This is a genomic window from Halobellus captivus (genome assembly GCF_003697845.1).
Taxonomy (GTDB): Archaea; Halobacteriota; Halobacteria; order Halobacteriales; family Haloferacaceae; genus Halorubrum; species Halorubrum glutamatedens.
In genome coordinates this window covers 59285-74507 of the sequence record NZ_RDQE01000015.1, presented here as the reverse complement: position 1 = coordinate 74507, position 15223 = coordinate 59285, and the positions used below count along the sequence as shown (strand labels likewise).

Genomic DNA, 15223 nt, shown 5'->3' with positions numbered 1-15223 from the left:
GACAGCGGATGAATCAGGTTCCTGATTCACCCGCTTCCTTCACTACAACGTGTCAGCTTGTGAGCTGCTGAGCCAGAGTGGACAACTAGCGACAATTCGCTCGGAAAACTCTATCTCGAACATACTGGGGAGTTAGAAGATGTTGTCGAAGCGCAGGAGGATTTCTCCCCCGATAAAAGGAAAACCCGACCACTTTCACCCGACGAGACCCCTAATATTGCTGACTTTTGTACCTATCTGGTCCCTTCGGAAGACGAGGGTGAACCCACCGACTTCGATCACCCTGAAGAGCTTCGGGTCATCGACCCCGCTTGTGGAAGCGGCCACTTCCTTCTATATGCCTTCGACGTGTTGGAGCGTATCTGGCGCGCCGAGACAGACCTGCCTTATGAAGAGATCCCGCAGAAGATCCTCCAGCACAATCTCTATGGTGTCGATCTGGATATGCGTGCCTGTCAGCTCGCTGCATTTAATCTCTACCTGAAAGGCCGAACTCGAGCCGAGGACGAGGGCGCCGATGGTTTCGATATGCCAGAAGTCGGCATCGTCTGTGCTGATGCGACAATCGCTGAGGTCGATGGCGTTGAGGCTGTGTTCGAAGAGGTCGCTGGCGACGACGAAGAGGTCGAGAATGCGCTGCGGCAAATTCTGGACGCCTTCGAAGAAGTCCATGGCCTCGGGAGTCTACTCGACGTACGTGGGACACTCGGCGATCTGTTCGAGGATGATAGCGATGTTGGGGGTGTGCAGATCACCTTAGGTGATGACCCCCGAGAGAGCCACACGCTCGGGCAAGTCCTTCACAGTCTGCGTCAAGCAGTGGAGGAGCACCGAGAAACGGATTCGTTTCTTGCACAGGACCTGAGAAGTTTCGTTCGGCTGTTAGATATTCTGGCGCAGGATTACGATGTGGCGTTGATGAATCCGCCATACGGTGCTAAAGGCCGAATGCCAAATCCCGTGCAGGAATACGTTGAGAAAACATACACGTACTATCCAGAATTTTACGTCAATTTTGTGGAGGTCTGTAACAACCTCTGCACTTCGAACGGAAGAATCGGGATGCTCATCCCACGTTCCTTTATGTTCAAGCGGAGTTTTGAAGACTTCAGGAAGGACTTTCTAGGGAAGATCGGTTCTTTCGACTTTCTCGCAGAGTTCGGGCTGGGGATACTGGATAACGCTACCGTTCGAACAGTTGGCACAGTACTCCGGTCCGGAGAACATACGCAGGAGCACGGGAGCTTTATTCGACTCGAAGATCCGAGTGCGGATTTGAAGGAGAGCGTGTTCACGACTGAGGTGTTAGGCGGCACATCGGGAGAGGTCCGGCGGCTCTATCGCGTCGAACTCTCGGAATTCAGTCGTCTCCCGAAGTCGCCGATGAGTTACTGGACGATGGACGAAGCGAGGGCGCTGTTCGAAGATTCGCCATTCGTCGATGCGGATGTCGCACAGATCGATGGTGATTCCGTCGCTGACGTGAAAACAGGCCTTCAAACAGGGAACAACCCACGATTCGTTCGGAACCATTGGGAAGTCTCGTTCGATGAGCCGTTTTATCCCTTCGCGAAAGGGGGTACCGACGCCTGGACGCTTCCAAAGACCATCAAGACGATCTGGTGGGACAACGACGGGGCCGAAATTAAGCGGCTCTCCTCATCCCGACCACAGAACACCGACTACTACTTTCGTGAGGGGTTGACTTGGACTTATATCAAAGAAACCGGGCGTCGATTCGGCTACTATCCCGAAGGCGGCATTTTCGATCAGAAAGGCCCGATGGTATTTCCCCATACACATTCGGCTTGGGCAATGCAAATTGTGCTCAACTCCGAACTCTATCACGGGCTGTTTCTCTCCTTAACTCCAGATCGGGAGTGGAATCCGGGAGATGTTGGTCGAATTCCGTACGACCCATCGAAAATCGAGACCAAGCAATTGGAAGAGCAAGCGAAATCCCAGTATGAAATGTTTGTATCTCAAAGGTAGGGAGATCCCACCAGCCCCTACTACGTAGGACCACGCATCCTCCCAGACGAACAAACTGATTCGTTCGTGTATGATCAACATCCACACATAGCTCAGGCGCCGACTGGAAAGGCGAACATCAGTGAAGAGACTATCTCACCCGAAACGTCAATCTCACAGGCTGTCGAAATAGCCAACGATCGAATCAGATTCCGGGAGTCCGAAATTAATTCGTCTGCCGAGGCATCCGACGAGCTCGTTTACAATCTGTTCGATGTCTCTGAAGAAACTAAGAACGCAATTGAGACAGAAATCCAGGTGCGGGGCTCTAAATCGTCGGGCGACTTGTTCCCGAAAAACAAGATACGTGACCACTGTTTAGACCTTGTTCACCATTTTGCGATGATGGCTGTCCGTGAGGAATCAGATGGGATTATCCCCCTACACGGGGGCGCCAACCAGGCCACGATGCTCGACCGCATCATTGAGCGCTTTGAAGACGCTTACGGAGAGTACGCAAAAGAACGGCTAATCGAGATCAACGACATCCTAGGCTCCAAATCTGCATCGGAGGAGGCATATCCCAATCTCCGCTCGTTCATAGAGGAAGATCTATTTGATTATCATGTTGATACAATGGAGAACACGCCAATCATCTGGCGGTTCACCACGGACCGCCTGATCGCTGATTCGAAAGGTGAGGGCTTCGCATGCTTTGTCGATTACCAAAGCCTGGACGCCAGTCTGTTTGACCGGCTCGCAAACCAATATCTCGAACCCCGAAAAGCCGAATTGCGAGAGAACCGTAGTGCTGCGAACCGTCGCCGGAATGAGGGTTCACTCTCCGCTAGCGAGCAGGCTGAGGCCGCCGAAAAGTACGAGCGTTGCGCGAACGGGCTCGACCAGATAAGTATTTTCGAGGACATACTTCAGGACCTTGGAAGCACGGACACGAGAGACTTCAGCAATGAGGGACGCGAGTACGTCGAGGTATTAGCTCCGAAGGTTGCAGTTTTCCGTGAGGAGACCCGTCAGCGCGTCGAGACACTGGCAAAGCTGCGCGACCGCAACAGCGAGGAGTGGTTCCAAAATACCTTTTCGGACAACTTCTGGAACACCATCGAAGATTGGCACGATGAGTGGATCGAAACGCTCGAAGAACTCGAACACGCCTGCGAGGAGTACGCCAAGCCAGTGGACGAACCCGTCGATGCTCACCTAGCTGATTTGTTTGGTTACTTTACACGTCGGCTCAAAGGATCAGACCACTACTCTAGTACGGGAATTCTGTTCATGACCTACTATTTCGAACGCGAAGGTGCCGACCTTCTCAATGATGATGGTGCCCCGTTCAATAATCTGACCGAAGATGAACGCCTCCTTGCCTCGCTCGCGACAGGGATCGATGACTCCTCAATTGTAGACGAAAAATACCTAGAAGAGGTAGCTGAGGACGAGGGGGTCGAAGAGATTGAAGACCTCCCGCCTCTAGCCGAATTCAAGGCACTGGCCGAGGAAATCGATGACCGCTGTCAAGAGCTCGATAAACGCATACCCTCGAACTGGTCCGACCGTGCGCTTTCGGAAATCACGACCGGCGGTTATCAACCGAATCGAAAACACGGTGTAGAAATCAACATCACCCCACTCGTCGAAGCTGAAATTGTCCCAGAAACGGTTGATAACAAGGTGATCTAATGCAGGCACACATCTTCGCAGAAGGATCAAATACGACAGGCGGAGATCGCGACCAGCCGGTCAAGGAGTATTATGAAGGGCTCTTCGGCATGGTCGCAGGCCTGTACGACGAGCTTGTAGAGATGACAGATGCTCGCCTACACGTTCTGTCGGAAGAATATGGTGTGGCCAGAGGCGAAGAAAGAATGTCTGTTGTGTATACAGGTGAGCAAGGGCTTGTTGGGAGTGACGGTATGGCCGAACAAGCGAGAGCCGAACTCCTTGATGCCGCGGCCGATGCAGATGTAATGATTATTCTCCTGTCATCTAGTGTTTTTCAAGATACAGTTGAAGAGGTATGGGATGAACTCGTTGAGGCAGCCAAGCCGGAATCAATCTGGTGTCTCGGTGCCGCCCGAAGTTCGCTTGATAGACTTGACTTTGAAGATTTGGAGGCGAAGGGATGTACTGTCCTCACCTATCAGCGTGTTGGTGTCGCGCGGATTGGTTCTGACACGCGTGAGGAACTACTTGAAGCCGTGAAACGGAAAGGTTCCCAATAACCATGCCCGCGACGAAAACCCTTCCACGATGCGCTGAAGACGCCATCGTGACTGCCATCGATGAGGCACCCGACGAGGACCCGGTCGTGCTCTGGTGGGACGATGGTGGCTACCTCCGCGACATCGTCCAGGAGGTCAGTCATTCGCTGGGCTGTGATTTCCATACGGCCGAACAGACGCCACTCGAGCTACGCGCCGACGCCCCCCGCGACCGAACCGTCTGGTACGTACCACAGGCCCATAGCGACGACGTAGACTGGTTCAAAGATGTCGAGAACACCGGCGGCGTCGTCGAAGCGCACATCGGAAAGCTCGCCGCACGCTGCTTCGAGAACGACCGCATCCAGGCCGCTTCGATCCGCACGGCCTACGAAGACGTCGGCGAAGGCGACCGCGAACAGGTCGCCAAGACGCTCTTCCAGGAACTCAACGGCGAGGGTGGCCTACCAACGCTCCAGGGACTCCAGACGAAGATCGTCCTCGATGGCCACGAAGACCCGGTTCAGTTCGTTCTCGAACACGGCGGCGAGAACCTTCCCGACGAGACCAGCGAACTGCTACAGATTCGCGATCTGTTAGTCGACAACGGCGTCGCCGCCGTCGACGGCGTCACCGATGAGGACGTACTCGTGACACGTACCCGGCGCTGGGCCGTCGCCGAATGGCTCGTCGAAGAAGGACTCGACAAGTCGCTCCTCGACGCCGAATACCAACCCGAGTCCAGTTCGGGACTCGGGATCTCCCGACCTGAACTCCAGTCGCTACTGAGCAAAGTCGACCCAGAACGTGCCGAAGAGCTGGCGCACGTGTACCTCGATCCCGACGCCCAGTTCTGGCACAATATTCTTCGATCCTACGACGATCCGTGGGAACTGGCCGACTGTCCGGTCGACGCCTCGCTCGAACACGAGCTGTGGAACGAGTGGCTGCAAGCGTTCCACGACGGGGAGTACGAGACATGTACGACCCGAGCGGCCACACGCTACCAGCGCCTCGAAACGACCTACGGCGACGTCCCGTGGACGAGCGTCTGGAACCAGGCTGTAGAGGTAGCCAAGCTCGCGCATGAACTCGAAACGTGGGAAGAGCGCGGCGATACGACTGACGTCGTCGACCTCTACGGTGACGTCGACGATGGGACTTGGCAGATCGACAACGCCGTTTTCAATCTCATCATCTCGGGCGAGCCCGAGCACGGCCTCCCCGAGGAGCATCCCGCGACGGCGAGTCTCGACGACCTGCGCACGTCGTTGACTGAGTCACGCTACCTCGACTACCTCAGCGACCTCGGTGACCTTGTCGTCGACCAGATCGAGGCAGGCTCACCGTTTGTCGGCGAAAACTACGCCCACCAGTTCTTCGACCAGGAGCAAGAACACCTCCAGAGTGGCCAGAGCGTTGCGCTGTTCATCGTCGACGCGCTGCGTTTCGACCTCGCTCACGAACTGGCGGAATCCGTCCGTCGTGAACTCCCCGGCCTCGAAGTCGACGAGACTGCTTGGGTCGGAACGCTCCCCTCGGATACTGAGTTTGGGAAGGCAGCACTCACACCCGGGAGCAAGTTCAGCTTCAACATCGAACTCGACGACGGGGAACTCGTTCCGGAACGCAACGGCCGCGAGATCACTAACTACCAGCGCGAGAAGATGCTGAAGGACGATGGCTGGAGTTACATCATGCAGAGCGAGGACGACGCCTCGGGATGGAGCAACACCCGGGTCGCGTACTACTGGAACGACCTCGACAAGGCCGGTGAAGAGGAGTTGACCGACTTCGAGGCACTGTTCAGCGACCGCATCGAGAAAATCTCGGACATCATCTGCGAGAAGCTCGATCAGGGGGAGTGGGACCGCGCGTACATACTCGCCGACCACGGCTTTGTCTCCCTTCCCCAGAACATCGACCTTGATGGCATCTATCCACCGGACGAGGCGGAGCAGGTGACGCGCCGTTGGGTGGCCGGAACAGACATCGACGGGGATGCACCCGGTGTCCTCCTTGACGAGAACGCTCACCTCGGCTACCTTGACGATGATACGAAAATCAGTGTCCTCGCTGATCCTATTCAACGCTTCCGCAACCAAGGACTACCGGACGCACGCTTCTACCATGGTGGTGTTCTACCTCAGGAGTTCGTATTGAACTTTGTGACAGTAACCCGGGAGTAGGAGGTCAGTTCGGAATTAACTCGCGTATTGTATCGGCTGCGTTCAAAATTTCTGCTGTGGTTTCTGCACCTGTAATCACCACCTTACCAGAGGCGAAAATAAGCACAACTGGTCCTTTCTCGATTCTATAAACCAATCCTGGGAATTGTTCAGGCTCATACTCTACACTTTCCAGTCCAAGGCTGACCGAGAGATAGTTCAAGTCGACCTCTGAGCTAAGTTCGAAGGATGAGACAATATTCACAATCTCGATGTTTTCGGTTTCTCCAACATCACTCACGCCAATCTCCTCTAACTCATCGGAAATACATTGATATGAAGCCTTCAGGTCACCTATTGAATTCCCACCAGTAAACAGGAGTATTCCTGAACGGGTGACTAATACAGTTGGGAGTTTTTCTGGCCGGAATATTAGACTAGGGTATTGTTCAGGTTCATACGTTGAATTAGGTATTTGTGTCGACAAATAAGATAGATCTAATTCTATATCAAGATCCAGCTTTGCTACTATGTTCGTAATCTCGATTCCGGCCGATGATAGCTGCTGTTCGTTTATTTTAAACGAGGCCATATGAATGATGAGAGGGGATCCCATTCGGTGCAGAATCCAAGGCTTCGATCCGCTGACCGCGAAGCATTTGTAACTATCCCTATCAAGACTAAGCATTAATGTCTATTGACCTCGCCCCTGGCGACACGATCCTCCTCAACGATAGTGCCGCCGAGGTCATTAAGACCTACTCCGTCGGCGATCTCGACTACCTCCGGGCTTACGTCGAAGACGCCGGCGTGAAAACCGTCTGTATCGACGACGTCGAGGTCGAGCCAAAACGCGATCAACTTGGTGAACTGCGCTCGGCGTCAGCCGAACAGCTACATCCCGACCACGAATCGGTCTCGGCCGAGTGGTTCGACCTACGTTCGCAAGCCCTTCAGCTACAAATCGCCCACGAGCAGGGACAGCTGCTGAGCATTTCGAATTCGCTGGTCCGCCTCGAACCGTATCAGCTTGCCGCAGTCAACTGGGTGATGCAGAAGCTGCGCCAACGTGCGCTCATCGCCGACGACGTCGGCCTCGGGAAGACCATCGAAGCGGGGCTGATCCTCAAAGAGCTCACCGCGCGCAACCGCGCTGACCGCGTCCTGTTCGTCGTCCCTGCCCACCTCCAGAAGAAGTGGATTCGGGACATGGACCGATTCTTCGACATCAACCTCACGCCGGCCGACCGACAGTGGGTCGAGGGTGAACGCCGGCGACTCGGCGAGGAGGCCAACATCTGGGACCAAGACCACCAGCAGATGGTCACCAGTCAGGCCTTCCTCCGACAGGACGAGTTCCAGCCGGCCCTCGAGGAAGCGTTCTGGGACGTCGTGATAGTCGATGAAGCACACAAAGCCGCCAAGCGCGGCGAGTCGCCAAGCAAGACGTCGAAGATGGTCGAACGGGTCGCCGGCAATTCCGACTCCCTGCTGCTGCTCAGCGCGACGCCACACGACGGCAAGGGCGAAGCGTTCCGGTCGCTCGTCGAGTACATCGACCCGTTCCTCGTCGCTGAGGACCAAGACCTCTCGAAGGAGGCCGTCGACCGCGTGATGATTCGTCGGGGGAAGCAAACGCTGTACGACGATGACGGCGAGCGCATCTTCCCCGACCGTGAGGTCAACACCGTTCCCGTGGAGATGACCCACGACGAGCGGCAGTTCTATCGGGCCGTTACTGACTACGTCCAGAACGTCTACAACCGCTCCGAGAAGCTGAACGAGCCAGCGGTCGGGTTCGCCATGGCGCTGATGCAGAAACGTCTTGTTAGCAGTATCGGCGCCATCCAAGCGACGCTGAGTCGTCGTTTGGGTGACCTCGTCGATGAGCAGTCGACCTCAACCAGTCTCTCGGAAGAGGCCTCCGCGTATCTCGACGGCGAGGATCTCGACGAAGAGGACAAACAACGAGCTGAGGAGGAACTCTCGGCGCTGACCGTCACAGAGAGTGATGCGCAACTCGAAGAGGAGATCGAAACGCTCCGCGACCTCGTCTCCCTCGCCGAGGGCATCTCCGTCGACTCGAAGGCCCAGAAGGTCCGCCGCTACATCCAGCAGCTGCTGGAAGAGCAACCCGACGAGAAACTCCTCCTGTTCACCGAGTATCGGGACACACTTGACTACCTGCTCGACCTCGTGAAGGACGAACCCTGGGCCGACGAGATCCTCGTCATCCACGGTGACGTCGACAAGGAGGAACGCGCCCGCATCGAGGAGGAGTTCAACCACGGCCAGTCCCGGCTGCTGTTTGCGACCGACGCAGCGAGCGAGGGGATTGACCTCCAGCACAGCTGCCACATCATGGTGAACTACGAGCTGCCGTGGAACCCGAACCGCCTCGAGCAGCGCATCGGCCGGCTCCACCGCTACGGCCAGGACAAGGAGGTCAAGGTCTGGAACTTCACGTTCGAGGACACTCGCGAGGGCGAGATCTTCGACATGCTCCAGAACAAGGTCGAGAACATCCGCGGCAAACTCGGCAACACGGCTGACGTGTTGGGGATGCTCGACGACATCAACGTCGACTCGCTCATCATGGAGTCCATCCAGAACGACGAACCGGCGAGTGCAACCAAGGAGGAACTCGAGGAGCTCATCGACGAGCGTCAACGCACGCTCCAAGAGTGGTACGAACGCAGCCTCATCGACACGAGCACGTTTGACCAGGAGAGCCGAGAGAAGATTCAGGAAGTGATGGACGAGTCCGAGGACGTCTACGGGACGGAAGCCGACATCCACGAGTTTGTCGAACGGGGTGTCGAGGCACTCGGTGGCGACGTCGAGAAAGCCGGAAGCAATCTCTACAGGGCACAACTGCCACGCTCCCTACAGCAAGGAACGGACGAGGAGTACGGGCCGTTCACGTTCAGCCGAAACTTCGCTATGGACCACGATGGTATCGACTACGTCTCACCTGATGATGATCTGGTCCAGCGGCTTATGCAGCAAATCCTGGATGGTGAGCAGGGCGATGTTGGGCTAAAGCTCCTCCCGTTCGTCGACGAACCGGGGATTGCGTACAACTACCGTGTAACATTCGAGGATGGGACGGGCGAGGTCATTCGGGAAGATATGATCCCTGTGTATGTCGATGCCCGCCATCATGACCCCCGGCAGCGGATGGGTCAGCGCGTTGTTCAGGGTGACAGTATCAAAGGGTCGCCCGACGCGGACCGTGTGCAATCGCTGATACAGAGTCAGGATCAGCTGCGAGAAGCCGCGGACCGGTACATCAGCCAGCAGGTCACGTCTTTGCGGGAAGAACTACACGAGCGCCGCCGAGAGGAGACCCAGCAAGAACTGGATGACCTCGAGGAGTATGCGGAGGCTGAACGCCAGCGGATCGAGGAGTTCATCGAGAACTATGAGCGGAAAGCAGAGGCTGGGTCAAATATGGATATCGCGATCCGTGGTCAACAAGAACGGCTCAACAAACTTGAGCAGCGTATCGAAGACCGGCGCCAAGAATTGCAGCGGAAGGCTCGAGTCATCTCACTTGCGCCAGAGGTGGAGAACGTTTGCTTTGCTCTCCCGGTCTAACCGATTCCAGATCGGGACGGGAGCGCTTCGCTGCCGGCGCGTCAGACCGACTTTCGTGAAGGCTTCTCGTAAACGTCGACGGAGACCACACGCTCGGGTGGGTAGTACGAGACGGGTACGTGGCCACTGTCGAGTTCGCCACCATGCGACGGGCCGATGCATCTAATCCATCCCTCGTCCACAATCTCCCAGTCGTCGTATTCGCGCTCGATCTCGCCCTCCCCGTGCTTGTCCACGAGGTGGACGATCACACCCTCGGTTCTGTCGTCGGCATATTCGACGTATCGAAGAGGTGTTTGATTAGCGTTCTGTAGTAACGTGGCTGGTTCGTCCTTTTGAACGGTCAACCCTCTCGCGCAACAACGGATCTCGCACGGACGGTCTCGCAATCAGGACGCCATCGACTACCTGGCCCTCGGCGACAGAATGCGCATACGAGAAAGTGGTTCTCCCGTTAATGGGCCGATTCCGGAAATTCCCGGAAATCTTGGTTTTCCACAATCAGGAATCGCACGACATCAGGGGGATACGACAAGTAAAATGGAACTGAATAGATGGGTTCCGGAAACAACCCAATCACGTTTTTAGTACTAGCCAGAAAACCAGTCTATCAAGCAACGATGATCCGCGATGCTCGCGTTCTCCGCGCCGGGTTCGTTCCTCGGGAAGTTGAGCATCGCGACGCCGAAGTCAACCATCTCTCCAGCGTTCTCGAGCCCATCACGAACGGGGAACCCGCCGACACGGCCATCGTCACCGGGCCCAGCGGCGCCGGCAAGACCTGCATCTCGAACCACGATGAACGACGGGGATCACGGAGAGTAGATTCAGAAACGGTCATCATCGGGAAGTGGGAACGAGCGAAACATGTGAAAAGAGGTCCACGGTCATCGATCGATTGGTGTCGGGAAGGGTAGATTTCGACTGGAATATCGGGTAGGCAGCGATGGTAGCAGGGAGAGGGCAACCAGAGTTGCCAGTATTGCCAATAATACCGTCGTTTAAGTACCTCTCTCACTCCACCATTGCCAGTAACGAGGGGAGAATGGACAGGAGGGCAGAAGATGTCACGTCTCTAGTCTAGTTACTGTTATCTAAACCTACTATAGCTAGTCGAGTTTTCGCTAGTACGGGTTTGGTTTAACATACAATATATTAAAAGTACCGCTAATTAGAGAGGGGGTCAACGACCCCCTCCAGTTGTTGCAAAGGTTTACTGGCAATAGTGGAGTGTGTGTGTTTTATAAGCGAGGGCGGTACTGGCATAACTGGTTCGAGTGGTGGGTTAGTGGTGATACTGGAACCCCTGGTTTTATGATGGCTCTTCGTCTTGAGTCCGCCTATGGGCCGATTCAATCGAGAATCGTTCATCATCCAGGATAAAGACGTCCTCCGGGATGATTACCAGCCAGAGACACTCGAGGAGCGGGACGAAGAACTCGACGAATATGCGGCCGCTCTCCGTCCTGTCATTCAGGGCTGGCAACCGAACAACGTCTTTCTGTATGGCGTTACCGGCGTCGGGAAGACAGCTGCTACGCACGATCTTCTTGAGGAGCTGCAAGAATCCGCCGGAGAGTACGACGACGTCGATCTCAACGTTATTGAACTCAACTGTACTGGCTGCACCACATCCTATCAGGTAGCGGTCAATCTCGTGAACGAGATTCGCTCTCCTTCTCACCCTCTCACCACAGTCTCGTCTTCGCGCGAACCGATGAGCGAAACCGGGTATCAACAAAAACGCATCTTCAACGAACTCTACAACGACCTTGAGTCGATCGGTGGGACTATTCTCGTGGTTCTGGACGAGATCGATAACATCGGCTCGGATGACGATATTCTGTACGAGCTTCCACGAGCACGCTCGCAATTGGATCTCGATGTGAAAATCGGTGTGGTCGGCATCTCGAACGACTTCAAGTTCCGAGAAAACCTCTCTCCGAAAGTCAAGGACACTCTTTGCGAAGAGGAAATCTTGTTCCCTCCGTACGACGCGACTGAACTGCAGAATATTCTCAAGCAGCGAGCCGATATCGCGCTCTACGACGATGTCCTCGAATCAGATGTAATCCCACTGTGCGCCGCATTCTCTGCACAGGACTCGGGATCTGCTCGGCAGGCGTTACGGTTACTCCGGAAAGCAGCTGATATCGCCGAGAACGACGCGATGGCGGGTGGAGAGGCGGAAATCACCGAAGACCACGTTCGGGAGGCCAAGCATCAGATCCAGCGACAACAGGTTGTCGAAGGGATGCATTCGTTGACCCGGCAGGGGCAGTATGTGCTCCTGACTGTCTGCCAGCTAGCGGCAGAAGGTGAAACGCCTGAACGAACGAAACTGATCTATGAGCGATATCAAGCAGTTCTTCGAAATCACGGTAGTGAACCACTGAAACGCAGGCGGGTACACGACCACTTGTCGGATTTGAGCCTCCACGGGATTTTACGGTTGGTCGACTCGTCGAGTGGACGCGGAAACTACAACGAATACGAGCTTGATGTCTCCCTGTCGTCGGCCCTCGACGCACTCGAAAGTGAACTCGGAGAGCTCGACGATATTCGTGAAACTGCCAAGCGGCATCGGGTTCTGGAGTAACTTCTCAACCGCCAACACCAGTACTGCCAATACCCTCTCCACTTTTGCCAGTAACCGCGCAACCGTCAGTGCCAGTTTATCCAGTACCCTCTCCGGTGTTGCCAGTAACTCCCTGCCCCAATCAATCCGACTAGTTACTACCAGGACCACCGTTGCCAATTTCATCTAATAGCGTCTTACCCTCCGATTTTACTGGCAATAGTGGAGTGTCTGACAAAATCTAAACGACATTTCATTTACGAGCATTTGCAATCGCTCTCCAGTGGACTACTTATCCCGTGAGGGTTCGTGGTTCGAAGACCCAATCTTGCACGGATTCACCCCCGCACTTACTACTCGAAAACGGGGGATGTCTTCCTGTTCGAGTTCATTTGTTGTCTGGGCCATCAGTGAACAGGATTTCGTGGAGAAACGACAGAAACGTCGGGGGTGTGAGTAACCGATTAGTCTCTGTCTACGGGTATTCCTGATCACTCACGAGAGCCTCGGTACACTCGACGAGGTCGTTCTCAGTCGTCCACCGGCAGAGACGCCTAGCATCGTTGAGCATCTCGAAGATCGCGGTCTGCATTCCACTGTAGGACTCTCGACGGCTACGTTCGTGTCGATCGCGTCCGCATCTATCGTGTTGTACTCGCGTTTGAACACGTGCGTCTTCGCGAAGTACTCCTCTAGGGCTGTGAAGTAGCCCTGCTCGACGAGGAAGCAGCCCTGAGCGTGTTCGGTGACGCCCACGATGACGTCTGTGTGATCGGCGAGCAGCCGGAACTTGAGGTAGGTATTCGTCAACTCGCTTCGAATGTCGACCATCAGAAACGCGTACGCACCGGGCTGTCGGTTGAGACGATCTTTTACGAGCTGGAGACGACGGATTTCATGTTTCCCGTAGCTGCCGAGGACAAAGTGCGAATTCTTAGCTGAGAAGATCGGCGTGAGCTCCGCAACACTCTGTTTCAGGGCTTCGTATTCTTCCGGTGTGAGTGAGGCTTCGTGCAGATACTCGTCGGCTTTCTCGGCGAGTTCGTCGACAGTGACTGGATCCTCACTCATCAACTCGGGACTTCTCCCGTACCCTGCGTCTTTCACTTCGCAGACGGGGTGTCTCCCCGAACAGCTGGCCATCCGACTGAGGTACTAGTTCGTCTACTCGTCCGGATTCACTGGGGATTTGTACTTTGATTTGACGCGATCTCCTTCTCGCCACTGCCAGTAGTAGTAGCGGTTGTCGTTGATCTCCTTGATCGTGATCGTCGCCTTCGTCGGGACATCATCGGGGAGGTCATCGGGTCGCTCGTCGATCTCGTCTTCCTCCTCCGCTTCGGCAAGGCGGGCCTCGCGCTCGCGATGCTCGGCGAGGTCCTCGGCATAGTGGGCAACGTCTCGGAGCAGCTCGGGTGAATAGCCGTTGAGTGTGTCGATGACGTCGGTGGGGAGGTCCGCTGGGGGCGTCGGTGGCTCGTAGGACATGGGCCGATCTGTGTTAACCAACACAGGCGCAAACTGCATAGTTTTGTTGGTTAAGTTGCTGCCAACTGTTCTCACCGGTTCTCCAGCAGCCGTCTCACTACTCGAAACTCTCCATCAAGGAGTTTCGTCTGATGTTACAGTAGCCTCGGGAGATCTCGAACGCTGGGCGATCCTACGAGTTCGAGGGGAGACGCCCATCAGGTCGTGGGACCCGCCCCTGCTTGATCTCCTGATCGACTCGCCGGAGGTGTTTACAGCCGCCATCGGGCGTACGCTTCCGCCAGTCTGGACACGTACACGACTCGCTGATCACGTCGACTTCATACCAGTTTCCGGACGCCGATCGGACCTCATAGAGGCCACCCTTTTCGAGCAGCGAGACGGCCATCGATTCGTCGACGGCACGGCTGGTTCGCGGCTCGAGGTCGTCGTGCTGGGGCGAGTGCTCCGTGACGACCATCCGATCGCGCACGTCGCCGGAGCGGCCGCCGTCTGGGGCAACCGCAGCTTCGGGATCCTGGAGCCGATTCGCAACCAGGGCCTCGACCGGATGCCCCTCCGGCCACAGATAGTGGACTTCCCGCCGCTCGCGATGGTCGTAGGAGCCACAGGCGGCAGCGCTCCCGATCCAGACACGCCACGCCCCGAGTGCTGCCATCACGTCGACGATGACTCGCGGAACAGCGTCGTATTCGTCGGGGTAGAATACCCGGAAGCGAGTACATGCCTCCTGCGGCGGAACCGTCTCCCACCACTCGACGTCGTCGTCCCAGCTCTCGTACATCGCCTTATCCTTCCCGTATCCGACGGACAGGCCGTCGATCTGCGGTATCTCCACCGATGTCTCGTCAGCCTCTTCTTCGAGCAGCCGAAGGACGGCGTACCGGAGATACTCGTGATTCGGATTGTCTGAAGATTGGGCGACCTGCTCGTGGTGCTCTGCGACTCGCTCTGCCTCGTCGAGAACGGTCGTTAGATATTGGTCGGTCATGGGTCGGTGGAGACGGAAGTGCGCCTCCGCCCCTCGGCGGGCGCTGAAAAACTTAACCAACAAATACCGATCAATCGTATCCTCTGTTGGTTAACCCCTCTCTGCTCGAATGCTGCGCCGGATCGGACTACCGGAACCAAGAATAGTATATCTGTATAGAGATAACTCTATCGGGAATACGGGGGACAAGACTAATACAGTTAGATGC

The 15223-nt window shown here is 55.8% G+C and carries 9 protein-coding genes and 3 pseudogenes; 7 read left to right on the top strand and 5 right to left on the bottom strand.

Features of this window, described 5'->3' with window-relative positions:
• Nucleotides 1–99: 99 nt before the first annotated feature.
• From pglX to pglZ, 4 genes and pseudogenes are all read left to right on the top strand, one after another.
• Nucleotides 100–1992, top strand: a pseudogene (gene pglX / locus EAO78_RS18520) (BREX-5 system adenine-specific DNA-methyltransferase PglX); the annotation flags it as partial.
• Nucleotides 1993–2058: 66 nt separating this feature from the next.
• Nucleotides 2059–3669 (top strand): hypothetical protein, encoded by a 1611-nt coding sequence (locus EAO78_RS18515; protein WP_238987731.1) that lies wholly within the window; start codon nucleotides 2059–2061, stop codon nucleotides 3667–3669.
• Nucleotides 3669–4211, top strand: coding sequence for a hypothetical protein (locus tag EAO78_RS15630; protein WP_122106735.1), 543 nt, complete (start codon nucleotides 3669–3671; stop codon nucleotides 4209–4211). The genes EAO78_RS18515 and EAO78_RS15630 overlap by 1 nt, the downstream gene beginning before the upstream one ends.
• Nucleotides 4212–4213: 2 nt before the next feature.
• Nucleotides 4214–6379 carry a BREX-5 system phosphatase PglZ gene (gene pglZ / locus EAO78_RS15625; RefSeq protein ID WP_122106734.1) on the top strand — a complete coding sequence of 722 codons (2166 nt, stop codon included), beginning with the start codon at nucleotides 4214–4216 and terminating at the stop codon, nucleotides 6377–6379.
• Nucleotides 6380–6383: 4 nt separating this feature from the next.
• On the opposite strand, the gene EAO78_RS15620 is transcribed toward pglZ, so the two are convergent.
• Nucleotides 6384–7046, bottom strand: coding sequence for a TATA-box-binding protein (locus EAO78_RS15620; protein ID WP_122106733.1), 663 nt, complete (start codon nucleotides 7044–7046; stop codon nucleotides 6384–6386).
• Nucleotides 7047–7048: 2 nt separating this feature from the next.
• On the opposite strand from EAO78_RS15620, the gene EAO78_RS15615 reads away from it, so the two are divergent.
• Complete coding sequence (locus EAO78_RS15615; protein WP_122106732.1) at nucleotides 7049–9958, top strand: helicase-related protein; 2910 nt, start codon at nucleotides 7049–7051, stop codon at nucleotides 9956–9958.
• A gap of 41 nt (nucleotides 9959–9999) precedes the next feature.
• Here the strand turns inward: EAO78_RS15615 and EAO78_RS15610 are convergent, their stop codons facing one another.
• Nucleotides 10000–10209 carry a hypothetical protein gene (locus EAO78_RS15610; RefSeq protein ID WP_122106731.1) on the bottom strand — a complete coding sequence of 70 codons (210 nt, stop codon included), beginning with the start codon at nucleotides 10207–10209 and terminating at the stop codon, nucleotides 10000–10002.
• A gap of 369 nt (nucleotides 10210–10578) precedes the next feature.
• On the opposite strand from EAO78_RS15610, the pseudogene EAO78_RS15605 reads away from it, so the two are divergent.
• Both EAO78_RS15605 and EAO78_RS15600 read left to right on the top strand, forming a co-directional pair.
• Nucleotides 10579–10812, top strand: a pseudogene (locus EAO78_RS15605) (AAA family ATPase); the annotation flags it as partial.
• Between the two features lie 488 nt (nucleotides 10813–11300).
• Nucleotides 11301–12557 carry an orc1/cdc6 family replication initiation protein gene (locus EAO78_RS15600; protein ID WP_122106730.1) on the top strand — a complete coding sequence of 419 codons (1257 nt, stop codon included), beginning with the start codon at nucleotides 11301–11303 and terminating at the stop codon, nucleotides 12555–12557.
• Between the two features lie 454 nt (nucleotides 12558–13011).
• Here EAO78_RS15600 and EAO78_RS15595 read toward each other — a convergent pair.
• From EAO78_RS15595 to EAO78_RS15585, 3 genes and pseudogenes are all read right to left on the bottom strand, one after another.
• Nucleotides 13012–13607: pseudogene (locus EAO78_RS15595) on the bottom strand (hypothetical protein).
• A gap of 93 nt (nucleotides 13608–13700) precedes the next feature.
• On the bottom strand, nucleotides 13701–14024 hold the full coding sequence (locus EAO78_RS15590) for a hypothetical protein (protein ID WP_122106741.1): 324 nt from the start codon (nucleotides 14022–14024) through the stop codon (nucleotides 13701–13703).
• A 172-nt stretch (nucleotides 14025–14196) separates the two neighbouring features.
• Complete coding sequence (locus EAO78_RS15585) at nucleotides 14197–15015, bottom strand: hypothetical protein (protein ID WP_122106740.1); 819 nt, start codon at nucleotides 15013–15015, stop codon at nucleotides 14197–14199.
• Between the last annotated feature and the right edge of the window lie 208 nt (nucleotides 15016–15223).